Origin of the sequence: Mediterraneibacter gnavus ATCC 29149, from assembly GCF_008121495.1 — a bacterium.
GTDB lineage: Bacteria > Bacillota > Clostridia > Lachnospirales > Lachnospiraceae > Mediterraneibacter > Mediterraneibacter gnavus.
Map to the genome: position 1 here is coordinate 2,962,898 of NZ_CP043051.1, position 15,672 is coordinate 2,978,569.

General features: G+C 33.0%; 11 protein-coding genes. 3 read left to right on the forward strand and 8 right to left on the reverse strand.

Annotated features, from left to right (window positions below; genetic code table 11):
- Window positions 1-38: 38 nt before the first annotated feature.
- The 3 genes from FXV78_RS14665 to FXV78_RS18340 all read right to left on the reverse strand — a co-directional run bounded on the left by FXV78_RS14665 (window position 39) and on the right by FXV78_RS18340 (window position 10,039).
- The gene (locus FXV78_RS14665) at window positions 39-1,754 is read right to left on the reverse strand and encodes a hypothetical protein (protein ID WP_039959092.1); all 1,716 of its coding nucleotides are present in this window, start codon (window positions 1,752-1,754) and stop codon (window positions 39-41) included.
- 21 nt (window positions 1,755-1,775) lie between these two features.
- Window positions 1,776-4,136 carry a hypothetical protein gene (locus FXV78_RS14670; protein WP_004840100.1) on the reverse strand — a complete coding sequence of 787 codons (2,361 nt, stop codon included), beginning with the start codon at window positions 4,134-4,136 and terminating at the stop codon, window positions 1,776-1,778.
- Window positions 4,137-4,198: 62 nt separating this feature from the next.
- Window positions 4,199-10,039, reverse strand: a complete 5,841-nt coding sequence (locus FXV78_RS18340; protein ID WP_004840099.1) for a coiled-coil domain-containing protein — start codon at window positions 10,037-10,039, stop codon at window positions 4,199-4,201.
- 154 nt (window positions 10,040-10,193) lie between these two features.
- Between FXV78_RS18340 and FXV78_RS14680 the strand changes: the two genes are divergently transcribed.
- From FXV78_RS14680 to FXV78_RS14695, 3 genes are all read left to right on the forward strand, one after another.
- Window positions 10,194-10,643, forward strand: coding sequence for a hypothetical protein (locus FXV78_RS14680; protein ID WP_004840098.1), 450 nt, complete (start codon window positions 10,194-10,196; stop codon window positions 10,641-10,643).
- Between the two features lie 362 nt (window positions 10,644-11,005).
- The gene (locus tag FXV78_RS14690; protein WP_004840096.1) at window positions 11,006-11,767 is read left to right on the forward strand and encodes a hypothetical protein; all 762 of its coding nucleotides are present in this window, start codon (window positions 11,006-11,008) and stop codon (window positions 11,765-11,767) included.
- Window positions 11,768-12,213: 446 nt separating this feature from the next.
- A complete protein-coding gene (locus FXV78_RS14695) occupies window positions 12,214-12,873 on the forward strand; it encodes a S1 family peptidase (RefSeq protein ID WP_004840095.1) in 660 nt (219 codons plus the stop codon).
- Here FXV78_RS14695 and FXV78_RS14700 read toward each other — a convergent pair.
- The 5 genes from FXV78_RS14700 to FXV78_RS14715 form a co-directional block, all read right to left on the reverse strand.
- The gene (locus tag FXV78_RS14700; RefSeq protein WP_004840094.1) at window positions 12,870-13,082 is read right to left on the reverse strand and encodes a hypothetical protein; all 213 of its coding nucleotides are present in this window, start codon (window positions 13,080-13,082) and stop codon (window positions 12,870-12,872) included. The genes FXV78_RS14695 and FXV78_RS14700 overlap by 4 nt on opposite strands.
- Window positions 13,083-13,368: 286 nt before the next feature.
- A complete protein-coding gene (locus tag FXV78_RS17975; protein WP_156792481.1) occupies window positions 13,369-13,524 on the reverse strand; it encodes a hypothetical protein in 156 nt (51 codons plus the stop codon).
- Complete coding sequence (locus tag FXV78_RS14705; RefSeq protein ID WP_004840092.1) at window positions 13,515-13,979, reverse strand: hypothetical protein; 465 nt, start codon at window positions 13,977-13,979, stop codon at window positions 13,515-13,517. Before FXV78_RS14705 ends, FXV78_RS17975 begins: the two co-directional genes overlap by 10 nt.
- Before the next feature lie 133 nt (window positions 13,980-14,112).
- Window positions 14,113-14,670 carry a GNAT family N-acetyltransferase gene (locus tag FXV78_RS14710; protein WP_004840091.1) on the reverse strand — a complete coding sequence of 186 codons (558 nt, stop codon included), beginning with the start codon at window positions 14,668-14,670 and terminating at the stop codon, window positions 14,113-14,115.
- Window positions 14,663-14,824 (reverse strand): hypothetical protein, encoded by a 162-nt coding sequence (locus FXV78_RS14715; protein WP_165480281.1) that lies wholly within the window; start codon window positions 14,822-14,824, stop codon window positions 14,663-14,665. The genes FXV78_RS14710 and FXV78_RS14715 overlap by 8 nt, the downstream gene beginning before the upstream one ends.
- Window positions 14,825-15,672: the final 848 nt, after the last annotated feature.

The following is a 15,672-nucleotide window of genomic DNA, read 5'->3' on the forward strand; positions in this document are numbered from 1 at the left end:
AAAGATGTCATGCTGTACACGACATCTTAAAACTTTTATTAACTTGAACCACCTGTTTTTACAAATGCAATTCCATTTCGTGTAATACTATTATTATCTTGTACTGTCAAAGGAATCATTTTTAATGTTGGCAACTCTACCCCTCTGTCTGCATATACACGGGATGTTTTTGTGGCATCTTCTTGCATCCAGAAAACTTTATTACCGTTATACCATCCTTCAAATCCATTTGTTGTCATTTGTGTGCTTCTTGAAGTAGATGGGTTTAATACTTGCACGCCTTTTCCGTCAATCGTTACATTTATTTGTTCGGAAGACACACCATCGTTATACATTCCATATTTCTTAAAAACACCTTGCCAACCAGAAGCAGATTGCTGAATAGCAGATGATATCTTCTGATCAGTCGTCTCGTCAATTCCTTCGATGATACCTGTAATTTTTCCTAACTCAACATTGAACGAAGTATTCAAGGAGTCTATTGCATTGTTCAGTGCAGATTTTGCATTTTCCAAGTCTTGCGATATTTTTTGAATATTTACGTTGAATCCATTTGCACTTTCCTTAATTTCAGTTCTTAAATTCTCCTCTACGTTTTGAATTGTAGTATTTATCCCTGCTATATTCTGTTGAACAGAAGAGAAGTTATCATTTATTATAGTATCATTTATATAATAAGTTTTCCCGCTAGGATCCTCTTTGTATCCTCCACTTTGCTGATATCTTGAATCATATAAAGTGAACCAAGTCTTGCCATCCGTGGAAACCTGTAATCGATGATTGAATATCTTTACCGCATCTAATTCTGCACTTGTAAGAGGATATTCATGCCAAATTGTTATATAATCAATGTCATTTTTAACCTGTCCTAAATCTAATTCTAAACATTTCCATCCAGTTTCTGCTTCAATATATTTCGATGTATCACCATCTGTATATCTTTCTGGATATTGGATAGTAATTGCAGAGCCATCTTCATCTTTGCAAATTGGGATAATTCCATTTGCAATGTTTACATTTTTAGAAAATACATTTATTTCAGTCCATCTATTTTGGTTATCCAAATTACTGCCATTTAACCAATCTCTAATGTAGCGTATAGCAGTAACATGATTTTTCCCAACTGTATGTATGATATTGTCTGCAGACAAACTTATTTCCGCTTTTAAATCATTTTTTGTGTCTTCAACTTTTTGATTTATTTCTCCGGCTGTACTTTCAATTTTACTTGTTAAATTTTTCTCTGTATCTTTTACAGTTTGTTCTATTTCTCCTGCACGTATTGACAGTTGCGATATTTCTTTTTCCATATTTCCAACTGTCAGATCGATACGCTCTGCTGTTTGTTTTATTTCAGATTTTAAACCGATAATTTCTTCCGCATCATCCTCTGGTGCAGGAGTCCAAGAAGTATCAATCGTACCTCTTGATAAGTATGCTTCGTAAAAAAATGTCGTGCTGTTTATCGGAGGTGTGATATCTATATTCTTATTTGATACATCTGATACCTTTTTAACTTTTACAACTTTTGTCCACTGGGAATTTGACTCTGACGTGATTATTTCTCCAAATACGTTGATAGAAATTGTACATGGTGTATTCGTCTTGTGCCAAATCACAAAAACATAGCTATCAGGCTCAGTAATTAAATTTGATAATCTATAACTATTCTGTTCACTGTCTATAGATAATTTTAATACCGTGTCTTCAATTCCATATGGATTAGTCATTTTAACAGATTCAAAATTAGCCAATCACTCACCTCCTAATAATTTTTATATCTTAACAAGACCATATGAATTAAAAATTAAATCTTTAGAATTTCGAATTAAATTTCGACATCCTATATCAACTGTCTGATCAGAAATAACGTTGATTGTATATCTGTCTAACTCATCTGTCTTGTCGAGTTCTTTATATAAAACACATTGAATTTTTGTTACGTTATCTGATTTTGGGGTATATACAATCTCTGACTGTTTTACGGATGAGAAGTATTTTTCTGTAAAAACTCCACCATCTGATTCCAGAATTTGAAAAGCCCCGTTATATTTTTTCTGAGATAAATTTCCTTCTCTGTAAAACGAAGAAAATTTAATTGTTTTAGGGTCAAAAGTATTATCAGTTAATTTTTTTATAATTGTATCTGACGATTGAAGTGTGTATACGACTGTATTTTCTACGTCTTTTCTTTTTGACAAAACAAAACGTTTTGTGTCAGATCTAATCTCTTGTTTATCACTAATTGTGACAGAATATTTAGCTGTAATATCAACATATCCAGTATCAGTTGTCATATTTGTTACAGTGTATGTAAATGTCTTTGGGTTCCAATTTCCGGTTACGCCTTGTGACGGCAACTGTGTAAACGTACAATTTTCAGTTACAAGTTCTGAACCAAAAACAGCAGAAACAGTTGTTTCGCATCCACTATAATTTCCATTTTCTCCGGTTGAATCTGTTGGTATAATATGATTATCGTTTGTAAGTGAAATAGTAAAGGAAGCATTTTTTTTTAATTCTTCGCTAAGTCCTTTTTTGGTGATGTAGTTCTTTTCTACTGTCTGTTGAAATCCTTCTGTTGATTGTTTAAACGCAGAAAATTCTTGACTTAATGTCTGTACTGTACTTCCATCTGCTTTTTTGTCAAGCGTAGATTGTACTTTACTTACTTCTGTATTTATACCTTCCAAATCAATTTGTACATTATTTACCTTATCGGTTATTCCTGTTATTATTTCTCCATTTTCGCCAATATATTGATTGAATTTTGTCTGGTCAACCTTCGCACTAATCTTTTTATTTAAATTATCGACCTCTAATCCAATCTTTGTAATAATTGTTTCTTCCAATGAAGAGACATCGTTTTTTACATCTTCTGGAGCAGGTTTCCAATCCGTAACAATTGTTCCACGCTCAATTTGAAGATTTTTGAACATATAATATGTATTCGGTTTGGAATCCATATCAGTGAGATACAATACTTGTTGTCGAGTACTAAGAAGAGTTTTCTTCGTTCTTACCTGAAAAATACATTGTTTCCATTCGTCTTTCACAATCTCATTTTTGATTGCAGTATATGTTTCTCCAATATCATTGGTATTCTTTACGCTATTTTCGTCGCATAGATATGCATTAATAGAAGTAGTAACGTTAGATTTTACATCAAAAGAAATCATATAATCTTCATCAGGTTTGTATTTTTCAGGCATAATCTTGCTATATAAAATATAAGACCATCCGCTTTGAGCTAAAGACCCTCGCGTTAGTTTTGCACAATTTATTTTATTTGAAGATTCGGCAGAAGTAGTATAATCGCCAACTTCCATATTCCATCGCCAATTTTTATCTCCCCTGTTTGTTTCTTCTACAAGATTTACTCCTCCAGAATTTGTATTGCTTCCGTCATTCAAGACAGTAACAGTCTGATAATCCAATTTATTAGTAATACTTCCACTTGCACATAAAGTACATTTAATTGCAGCATCGTCTTTTTGTACTTTATATATGGAGATTGCTTCATCTTTTGAAGAGGTATATACTGTTTCAAACGTTGTTCCATTTATGCTTCTTTCTATGATAAAACGACCCGAATATTCATTTGTAGCCGCCGCATTTCCATCTTTATAAAAACCAGAAAATGTAACAGCTTCTGGTGAAAACTTATCACCAGAAAGCTTCTTAACAATTAAAGTAGATGGTTGTAACATATATACTCGCGCAGAACCATTAGCCCCATCTTTCGTTTTTGTCCAAGAGAATTGTTTTACAACAGACTGTCCTTTTAGCGTAAATGTTAGATTAATAACACCGTTCAAAATATCGGCTCCACCAAGAGTTGCATTTTTAGCAACATTTAAAATAACTTTTCCGTCCTTCTCAGGGGTTGCATTTTCAACGGTATGAGATATTCCGGATGGCAATTCACCAACTGTAACCTCACACGCAATTTTTGTAAAGCCTTCATATCCAGTGAAAGGTATTTCAAGCAGCATTTGTTTGCTTACAAGTCCTGCATTCGTACATGGGATCGACTGTGATTCATTCGCAACTACTACATTTAATGCGGGTGCTCCGGGCTTTCCTTGTTCGCCATCATTCACAACAGTTAGTGTAATTTGTCCATATGCTTTCATATTTCACCATCCTTATATTAAAATAGGAGAGTAGTGCTTCCTACTCTCCGTGAATGACAATTTTATGTTGTTAAAGAAATTTCTGCCTCGCAATTAATCACCAGATTCTTATTTACAAGTTCTCTATCGACAAAAATAACTTTTCCTGTTTTCCATTCTTTGTCTGTGTCAAGCTCGACTCCATTTTGCCGTCTGTAATACTTATAAACTCCAGTTGGTAAATCACTTTCTGCAGCATCAGCCCATGCGGATCCATTATATTTCTTGAGAACAACTTCTTTTTTTACCTTATCAATATGATAATAGAAGTCTCCTGTATGAGGAGACTTTGGAGCTTCTGTAGAGAATGTAGTTGATTTAATTGGATCAATTTCTTCTCCATTTAAATATGCTAAAGTATACACCGCTCCAAAAGTTGTTTCATTTGTAAGTTGTGTACCTACAGAACACAACACTTGCAAATCAAGCGGATCATTTTTATCGGTCACAGTCCAATATGCAATATATTCTTTCCCGCCATATGTCGCTGTACATTTAAATGAAGCGAGAGAATCTACCATCACTGGAGTAACTGTTAATTTACTTGTTGTCTGCCCCTCAATAATTTCGTAATTTCCACTTTTGAATTTTGCCCACTTATATGTAATGCCTGAAGCGATAATTGTACTTCCGTCAGAAAGTTGAGTTTCTAATACGACATTATTACCACCATTTACGATTACATCACCTTGCGGAGCATAAATCTGTAACAGTACCGCATTCGTTGCTTGAATACTCTTTGTCCAACCAAATTTTTTAACAACAGAAACACCACCTACAGTGAAAGTAAGAGAGAATGTTCCTGATAAATCAGAAGCAGAACCGAGGTTATTTCCTGCAGGAACATTTATAATCAGCAATCCATCATTAGATGTTGTACCGGCTGTGTTTGTTTTTACAGTAACTCCAGATGGTAAAGTTCCAGGAGTGCATGTTACTGCAGCTCTGCTTAATCCCTTATATGCATAAAATGGGATATTGATATCTCTTGAAATCTTAACAGTACCATTTGCATTACATGGGATGACCTCTGCTTCATTACCCATAATTACAGAAATAGAATCTTCACCCGGTTTACCATTTCCACCATCAGTACCGTCTCTTGTAACCATTACAGTCTGTGAGTCCAATTTTGTTGTAGTTCCACCTGACGCATACAACTCACATTTAATTGCTCTTACAGTTGTGTTGGACGGTGTGTATACTTTACTAGGCTCATCTGTTGAGGATGTATATTTAGCTGTTCCGAAATTTAAACCATCCGTTGATTCTAAAATAACAAATCTACCATTATATACGGTTTGTGTTGTTGCTGCTCCAACTTGCTTCATTCCTGAAAATGTTACATTAGCTGGTGCAAATACATTATTCTTTCCAAGATTCATAGAAAGTGTAGATGCTTCAACAGAATAAATAACCGCATCAGACCCATCAACACCGGCACGCTGTTTAATTAATGAAAATCTCTTTTTCAAAGTTGTTGCTTTTGACACACATGAAAATTCAACATGACCAACATCAATATTATTATCCATTTTTGTTACCGTGTATTTATTGCCTACAAACGTACCTGTAATTCCTTCACTTGGAACTGCACTGATAGTCCATTTAGATGTTACATCAACACCACCTTCAAATACGCCTACAGTTGTTTCTGCTCCTTTATAACCAGTGTCTGGATTAACAGCACCACTTGAATTACAAGGAAGGGTATGACTTTCGTTACTTAATACAACTGCTACGGTACTGTTTCCGGCAGCACCATCTCTGATTTTTGTGATTGTATGTAAGTCATATACAGATGAATCATTTGTTACCAACTTAATTACTGCCACATCATTATTAAATAAAATATTTTCCGATGCTTTAATATTGATAGTAGCTCCGTTAATGGATGGATTGTTTGTCGTTGGCATTGCAACAAATGAACCATTTGCATTTTTATATTGCCACTGTGAAATATTTACGTTTGTACAAGTAGCAGTTAACACAATAGTATCAACACCTACTAAAGTCTGATTTGAATTATATAAAAATACAGACTCTCCAGAAACTGAACAATATTTTGCCTCAGTTGCTTGCTTAGACAGTGAAAAAGTCATCTGAGCCTGTGTCTCTAATGTTACATTGGTGCTTGGGTCTGTATACTGTACATTTGCAATATATGTAAGGATTCCGCTTTGAATTGTCCCAAGAAAATTCTGTGAAACTGTAAGAACTCCATCTTTTACAGTTTCTCCTGTTTTTAAATCCGTTGGAGCAGATGATCCCTCTTGTCTTTTCCATGTTACAGTAAGACCTGTTTTTGGCAGTGTAAGCTGTTGATCATTAAAATACATAATTGGTGTAAGAACCAAATTTGTTTTACTCCAATCTGGAGTATATACAGTCGTAGCTTCATTCGGATTTTCGATGACAGTCTGTGGTAAGCTACTTGTGATATACAAGCTAATTCGACCAACATCTGTACCCTTTTTAATATAATCAACAGAAGCAGTTCTGTCTGCAGGGGCTTCTTGGTCTCCTCTTACATAATCTACCTTTGCAGTCTGGTCTTCAACCTTAATATCACCAGTAACCAGAGTATCAGATACATTTCCATCAGGAACAATTTTTGCTTTTATTTCAGGCGTCATAGAAGACAAACTTTGCTCCAATGACTCCATTGATCCTGTATCAACTTTTACATCTGGTGTAATTTCAAGTGAACCATCTTCTGATTTTCCTTGCAATTCTGAGAATAATTCTTGAGCCTTAGCCTTTGCAGCATCAAGTTGGTTAGTATCTACTTGAATTCCAAAATCTTGTTGCATCTCTAATGAATTAACGATGTTTAATTGTTCTTGGAATTCTTGCAACTTAGAAACCGTATCAGCAGTAGCTTCATCAAGTCCAGTCGTGTCAATTGTCATAATTGCCGGCTGACTCACCATAATCTTTTGCTGAATAAGGGTTTGTAAAATTGTAACGGCTTCCTGAGCACCTTCAATATTTAGGTCGATTTGTCCATCTGCATTTTTAAACTGATCAAGATTTGTTTTTGCTCTTTCAATCTGAGAATCTAAATCTGCCAAATCAGTGCTGTCAAAATTAAAATTCAAATCCAAACTCTGATTTCCAGCATTCTTTAATTCTTCAAGTTTACCTTTAGCTTCGTCAGCTTTTGATTTCATTTCATCAATAGAAGCGTTAAAATCTTCTGAACCGTCAATTTTACCTATTTTTATGCTATCATCATATTCTGATGCAGCTCTTAAAATAGATTGAATTGCTTCTTCACTAAGATGGAATTTATCAGCTAAAATTTTATCTGAACCGGTTTGGAATTCCATAGTTCCGTCTTCAAGTGTTTTGACAATCCCTTTTGACATTAATTCTGCATCATTTTGCATATCAGCCATGAAATTATCAATACCCTGTTTATTCCCGGTAAAGTATCTTTCTCTTGCATTAGCAGCATTTTCATAAGCAGCAACAAGTTTTCCCATTGGTGCAGTAGACAAATCTTCATTGGAGAAGTAGTCGGCAATTGCACGAAATTCTTCTGTATTATATCTACCTTCTTTGTATAACGCATCGCCCCTTGTTTTCATAGTTTCAGAGACGTTTCTATACATATCTCCATCTTCACCAGATGATTGTACATTTATCCATTGCTGATATGCAGAAGTGACTCCGTCATATGCAGCTGACAACAATTGAACTTGCTCCAACTGTTGTTGTAATGAATCCACGGTTGCTTGTGCGGACGCAACCTCAGATTCACTTCCAGAATTCTTTGCATTTGCTAATTTGTTGGTAGCCACTGCTAATTGATCTGTAAGATTCTTTTCGTCTTCGAGCCATTTAGACTTGTTCAAAGCTTCTTCTTGAGCCTGTAATTGTCTAAGAGCTTCTCTGTTAATATGTACACCATTTGCTGTTCTTTCGAATAGAGTAGATGGATCATATCCTTCTAAATCTGAATAAGCTGCTTGAAGATTTGCGATGTCTCCAGTTAACTGTACAACACCAGTTTCTTCGTCTACTTCATAAGATACGCTTAGTCCTTTTCCAGAATAACTATTTGCAAGAGCAGCATTTAATGTATCAATTAAAGCAATCGCATCTCCAACTTCTGATGTAAATGTACCAAGATTGAATGTCATCGGATTCTCAGATTCTTCTTTCATGACTTCGATCTTATCCATTACATCTTGCCATGTTCCGTCGAAATCCTCATCTTCGATAGCAATTTGGTATGCTAATTCTCGGTCTTCTCCACTTAAATTATCAATTTCTTTTTCTACATCCTTAAACTGCTCTTTTAATGCATTGGCATCTTCAGTTGCAGAATCAATCGCAGATTTAAAGAATCTATTTTTCCATTCGTCTCTAGTTGTCTTGCTGTCAGAAACATCTTTTAAAGCAGAATCAATAGCTTTGTTATATTCTGCAATAGACATTTTTGATGAGTCTAAACTAAGTGCTTTCGTCAAAGCTTCTTGCGCTGGCTTTTCAAGACTATTTAATGGTGAAACTAATTCATCCAAAAGCATCTGATCGGCATCTCCGCCGTATTCTTTATAAAGTTTTTTCCAATCTAAATTCTGTAAATTACTTTCTACTGCATTAAGTAATTCAACAGGCATATCAGAAATAGCAGCAGATGTTTCAAGATAAGGTTTTACTGTGCTTTCAGCAAAACTATTCCAGACTTCTTTTTGCTTTTGTTCTTGTGCTTTAATATTGGATTGTATTTCACCTTTTTTTGCTGCAATCTCATCTTCTCCAGCTAAAACTCTAGCCTCAATCATATCAGTTGCTTCATTAAGTTTGTTCTCATCTACTACAGGATCAATTGTAAATTCGATTCTGTCAATAGTGTGACCATCCAAAGATACGTCAGACCGTCTGACACGACCCAATTCTTTCCCGACATATGCTCCAAGTGCCTTTTCCATCTTGTCTGCGTCGGTTTTAGACATATCCTTGAAGATAAGATGTCCATTTTTAAGCTGTTCTTTTATTTCTTTTCGACTTAAAGAAATTTGAGAAGAAGATTCTTTTAATTGTTTTTCTTGACCTTTTAAAGACTTAATTTCATCTTCAATATTGTCTGCTTCTTCAAAAGCACCTCTAAATGTATCTCTTGATTTATCAACAATATCATTATGAGCCAACGTCATCTGTGTTTTTTGCAGTTTTTCCATTTTGTCAGCGGCAACAGACGCATTGTCACCTAAATTTAAAATAGAATTTCCGGCTGCATCACTACCAGATACAAGTGATGGGAATGATTCAGCTAATTGATTGCTTATGTCAAGATAGTCCTGGTATTCCTTTTCAGAAAGAGTAAGATTTGTATTATCTGAACTGACACCTTTTCTAAGTTCTGCATATTTTTTAGTTAGTGATTCTACAGCATCACCTGTGGTCTTGATTGAATCTGCATCTTGGGCAAATTTCTTTCCTAGCGTTTTAATCGTATCGACTTTTCCGTTGTAAGTATCAAATACTTCCTTAATTTCCTGTTGAGCCTTTTCCCCATTTTCAATTGCAATCTTATCTGCGTTTATAAGATTATAAATTCCTTTTATTGCAAGACTAAGCCCCTCAGCAATAAGAAAACCACCAAACATATTCAGAGCAGTAGCACCAATTGACTTCAGTGCGGTACCAGCAGTTTTTGCCATTCTACTGAATTTAGAAGAAGTAGTTGTAGCTTTTGTAGATTTTTCAATGAACTCATCCATTGACATAGAACCATCTTTTACAGACTTTGCCATATCAACAACACTAGAATCCACCTCTTTAAATTGAGAAACTATATTATCAATATTTGAATTCTTACCCAGCTTATTGAATTCTTTTGCAAAATCCAATGTATCTTGATTAAATTTAGGTTTTGTTTTCTTTTTAAAATTGTCAAAAATAGATGTGAATTTATCCGCATCAGAGTCGTAGTTTACAATCGTCTATTGTTCTGATAAACTATATATAAATAACTTGCAATTAAAAATATATAGGGGGATAAATATGGTTAATCATTTAAAAATATGTCCAACATGCAAAAAAGAAAAAATACAAGATGGAATTTATAGAAATGGTTATGTGTATTTCTATGAAGACACTGCTACAGAATGCCCATATGGTCATCCAATAATCATGACATCAATGCCGGATGATGATTTTATTATTCTGTCAAAAATCTCAGATTCCACAGATTTCTATGATGCAATGATAAAACTGCACGATGACGATATCATAGAATATGAATTAAAAATGTCGCAATTCCGGTCACAAGTTCAAGCCAAAGAAGCAGAGGAAGAACGTAAGAAAGCAGAGGAATCTAAACCACGTTGTCCGAAATGTGGATCAACTTCAATCGCAACTGTCAATAAGGGGTATTCACTTCTCACTGGATTCCTTGGTTCCGGCAAGCCTATGAATGTATGTCAGAGCTGTGGACATAAGTGGAAGATATAAGAAGGTGGCTGGGAGAGCAGAAGTTTATTTGTCGATTACTCTCTTCAATAATTTTTCGTGTTCTCTACAAATAGTATCAAGATCAAATTCTGGCGAAACATCATCTGGAAGTTTTCCTACTGTTTTGTCAGAATTAACTTGGTATACATCACCGTTCCAGATAAACTGATTTTCAGAAATGTACAGCCAATCAGATTCAACGGAGCATTTTGGATACGACAGAATAGTCATCGACTCGTCTAATTTTTGTTGCATTTTTATGTCATCAATTTTTAATTTGATTTTATATAAATCTATAACTAATTGTTTTTCGTCATCTGTTAATTTAATAATTTTAACTCACCACCTTTGGAGAAAATTTTATGAAGGTATTAGATATTTTTTCATTATATTTAGAGTATCAAAAAGAATACTCAAGAAGTGATTATCCTAAATTATCGGTAGATAATCTTATATATGTTCATGACGTTGATTTTTTCTTTCAATTTGATTCGTCTAAATTATATGAAAATCAATATGAACTACATGTAAATATGGAAGCATTTACATTGAATGATACATATTTGAAGAGCATATTGTATCATGAATTTACACACATATACGATTCTCTTATGTTTAAAAATAAACAGATAGAAGAATATAAGAACATTATGTCATACTATTCGGAAATACATTCATCGTACATCGAAATGAAAAGTAGGATAAAAGAAATATCGAATTCTATATATGTACAGGATGAAAAGATCGCAATACCAATGGATATGCACATACAGCAAAAATATTTAAATATTAAAAAAGAATGGTCAAATTATATTGAGTATAATCCAGAAACCATCACAGATAAAATAAAATGGCTATGTTATTTTGTTGGACATTATAAATATCTGAAAGATAATTACGATATACCTGAATTTGAAATTGTATCACCATATTCCGAAGAGATATACAACATTATAAATGATTATTCTAATGAAGTGTATGATTTACAAGAACATTTTGATAAAATCATTCAAAAGTCAAAACGTCATAAAGACAGCCAAAATTTTGAGAAACTGCAATCAATTTTTGACGAAGATGCAATAAATCAAAATGCATTATTAAAATTATTCATAAATAAGGAATAATTGTTAAATGCGGATCAACCAACATAACCGCCTGGCAAAAAGGTTACTCAATCCTGACTGGATTCTTAGGAAGTAATAAAACAGTCAATAGATGTTCTAACTGTGGTCATACATGGAAACCGTGAGAGAAGAGTTAGAGATAGAGATGTTTCTATAACATTTCTGTTTCTAACTCACGTATTCTTCGTTTTAAGTCGTCACATGATTTGTGCTGTTTTTCTAACCGGCATTCACATGGATAATCATTTTTTTGAAGACCAAAATTATTTTCGATTTTCCAATAAAAATCTTTATGCATTTGGTTCAATACCTTACGATTGTTTTTGTTTAATGAATATAAGAATATAATCATTCTACATTTTGTAAAATGTAAAAATGCATATATTTTATAATGCAGTAAGTGTAAATTTTTCAATTTTAGATTCACCACCTTTGGAGGATAAATAATGATCACTGAAGAAAATATAATTTATACAACTACTCTTATAAAAGCATATAATTATGAAAAGAACATCTGTAATACAGGAACTGGATTCTTCTGTAAAGATAAAGAAAATTATTATCTTATAAGTAATAAACATATTGTAGACGGATGTACTGAATTCGAATTCAAAGTTCCTATGTATGGAGACGATAAAATAGTAACAACAAAAATAAAAATTGATCCATCAAGTCATTCTCTGTATGATATAGGTGTAATAGGCATAAACGCTGTTATGTCATCAAACTACAAGTACAATATAAAATTTATCGAAATATCTGATTTCTACAATGATCAGCTTTTTAAATGTTCAAATATTGAGAATATTATTATGCTTGGTTATCCACAGGGGATGAAAGGAGATCCCCTTGGTTGTCCTATTATTAAAAGTGGCATAACAGCAACCCCTATATCCAAAAAGTATAATGATCAGGAGATATTCTTGACAGACATTCTGTCATTTCCCGGTTCCAGTGGGTCACCTATATTTATAAAATATAATGATTCCTATATTCTCGTAGGAATTCATTATGCTTCTGCAACAACAATAGACGATGGATCACATATAGGATTAGGGTTTTGCATTAAAGATTCCATATTATATAATTGGATAAAAGGAATCTAAAATTTAAGCGTTGCTGTTTTCTTGGAATCTGTTAAGAATTGAATTAAATTGTCAAGATCTTCTACAGTTACGTTACTTTCATTTAATATCGAAACGATTTTATTTTGTAGATTTAAGTAAGAGCAATTATCAATTTTAAATGAAATGCTCGATGCACGTAGTTCAATGGAATTAAAATCATTTTGATTAGGGCTTTCACATGTTTCCATTTCTTCACCTTCTTTTATAAAATTTTACATACGAAGAAGAGACATCTCAATCGATGTCTCTTGACTAAAAATTATTTCACTTATGAGGGCATAATGCCTCATCTCTCTGATAAGAATAAATCTTATCTCTCTATCGATTGATGACGAATCAGAGCAGTAAATATTACTATTTTTATTAAAAAAAATATAAAACTCATAATGTGGGATTATGCCATCCCAATTTTAAACAGTCATAAACCCACGAACAAATACACATCATATAAGGCAGGTAAAATAATATCATTTGTTACACTGTTGTTTTCCCGTTTTTATTTAATAAAACACAGTCAAATGTTGTTTTATCTCTAGCAATTTCACAATTACATATCAATTCATCAAGAATTAAATTATTTTCAATATTATCATTTTTCATCTCGTTTTTTTCAATTAAAATCATTTCCAATTTATATTCCACCTTTTTAAAGTATCAATTGTTACATTCGGATTTAGATATTTCATAATTTCTAACCCTTTATATTTTACTTCTGTTTCGTCATGAATGTTCCAAAAATGATGTACAATTTCTTCTATATATGCATAAGTTATAATTAAAAAATTATTTGCCTTCCTTAATCTATTCATATGATAAATGATTAATGAAAATGTAGATGCACAACATTTTTCATCTTCTTCGTCAATTATTAATTCGTCACCGCCTAAAAAAACAACACTTGCCTTTTTGATACTTTCTTTGGTTATTCCATCTTTTTTCATGACAACTGCTGCGTATTTTAACACAAGTGCAAAAGCTTTCAATTCATCTATTGACATTTCACAAGTTGATATTAATTCTATTTTGTCTTCAAATATATCTGGTTTTACAATATCGTGTATTGGAACAACATTTCTTACTCCCATATTATTTTTCTCCTATTATTCATCATTAGTATCATTTTCATTATATACTAAGAATGAATAGAAGAGTAGTCTGAACATATGTTTCTATAAAATCAAAACATCCGCCAATATAATAAAAGAGTAGGATTACTCCCTACTCTTTTATATCATCTAATTTCAGCACATACAATTCACATTTTTCGTTATAAGAATCGCCAACTGCTTTTTGTATTTCATTATTGGCTCTTTTAAATCCTAGTGAATTATAAAATTGTATTCCTTGACCATTTTCCGATTCTACAAATACAATGATACCATATATGGCAATAATCTTACTTACTTTTTTTATTTTAGGTATTATATAATCATAAAATAATATTTTCCCTAAACCATTCCCTTGGAAGTCAAAATCTACAGCAATTCTTGCTATTTCCACAACAGGCAACGCCATATATTCGTTTGTATCTATATTAAATGTATGAATTGCATTAGCCTTAATTGTGTAAAATGCTAGTATACAAGTGTATTCGTTGTCCATTAAAATGTATGTGTGTCCTTGCTTTTCTTCTGCATAATCAAATGCATCATCTGATAAGAAAGTATTTAATGGATTGTCTGCACCACAGCAAAAATCACCTACTAACATAAAATGTCTTAATGACTCTTTGCTTAGTAACTCTTCTTTATATTGAAAGTTTTCTGTGTTATCCATTACGTTTACCTTTGAGTATCTCAGCTACTTTAGCATTAGTCTTCTTACGTTGATCGTCTGTAAATGGTTTTAATTTGCTGCTTTTAAAATCATCTACGATTTTAGTAGCCGCTTCCCCTTTTAATAACGGTACAACTGCCATTGAGACTGCCATATGTCTTACCTCCTCTTTTGTATGTATGGATCCTTTTTTACCTAACTTCATATAATCACCCCTTGGTATTTGAAGCAATTATACATCAAAAAAATTAAACAAAATGTCGAAATATAACGTGAGAAATAAATTAGACTATTTTTTGTGTATCTTATTATACATTTTTTATTAAATTTGTTCAACCGCTAGATATAGTGCGGAAAAATAAAAAACACACTAATTATATAAATTTTTCCTATATATAGTTGTTTTCTCTATATTTAAAATATCTCTTGTGTTTTTGGAAAGAAAAAATTATTCTATTTATTTATTTCCACAACATAACAAAAGGACAGGAGATAATCCCCTGTCCTTACATCGTGGTGTTTCGAGCATATTATTTTTAACTCATGTATTATTATACACTCTTTTTGTATTAAGTCAAGTAGAATGTAAACAATTTGTGTCTATTTTTTTATCTCTATTAGAAAACGACGAGAGATACGCCGAGTGGAATACCACTATAATTATCCTGTCCTGTTTTTGCAAGTCAGCAACAGGTTGTGTAGTTTGTATCAATAGAGCAGTAGTGGATACTGTCGTACCTCATATTGACATCCCCAGGCTTTCCCCGGGTGCGGACTGTATGTTGTGTACCATATGATACAATTACGCCTGTATCACGTCATGTCTTGTCAGTCTCTCGCGCCCCATATATGGAACTACACTTCCATGTTTTAGTTATAGTGCGTCGGGACTACCATTTTCGCATTAAATGCTTATTCCTTCACGAACGTATTTCTTCTATAATAAATACGCTTTTATTGCATCGATCCGGCACCTATATAAATAGGCTTACGGCTTCCCCC

Coding starts and splice junctions, on each gene's coding strand:
- FXV78_RS14680 (WP_004840098.1), top strand. CDS start 10,194: ATGGTTAATCATTTAAAAATATGTCCAACATGCAAAAAAGAAAAAATA.
- FXV78_RS14670 (WP_004840100.1), bottom strand. CDS start 4,136: ATGAAAGCATATGGACAAATTACACTAACTGTTGTGAATGATGGCGAA.
- FXV78_RS14715 (WP_165480281.1), bottom strand. CDS start 14,824: ATGGCAGTCTCAATGGCAGTTGTACCGTTATTAAAAGGGGAAGCGGCT.
- FXV78_RS14710 (WP_004840091.1), bottom strand. CDS start 14,670: ATGGATAACACAGAAAACTTTCAATATAAAGAAGAGTTACTAAGCAAA.
- FXV78_RS14695 (WP_004840095.1), top strand. CDS start 12,214: ATGATCACTGAAGAAAATATAATTTATACAACTACTCTTATAAAAGCA.
- FXV78_RS14705 (WP_004840092.1), bottom strand. CDS start 13,979: ATGGGAGTAAGAAATGTTGTTCCAATACACGATATTGTAAAACCAGAT.
- FXV78_RS14700 (WP_004840094.1), bottom strand. CDS start 13,082: ATGGAAACATGTGAAAGCCCTAATCAAAATGATTTTAATTCCATTGAA.
- FXV78_RS14690 (WP_004840096.1), top strand. CDS start 11,006: ATGAAGGTATTAGATATTTTTTCATTATATTTAGAGTATCAAAAAGAA.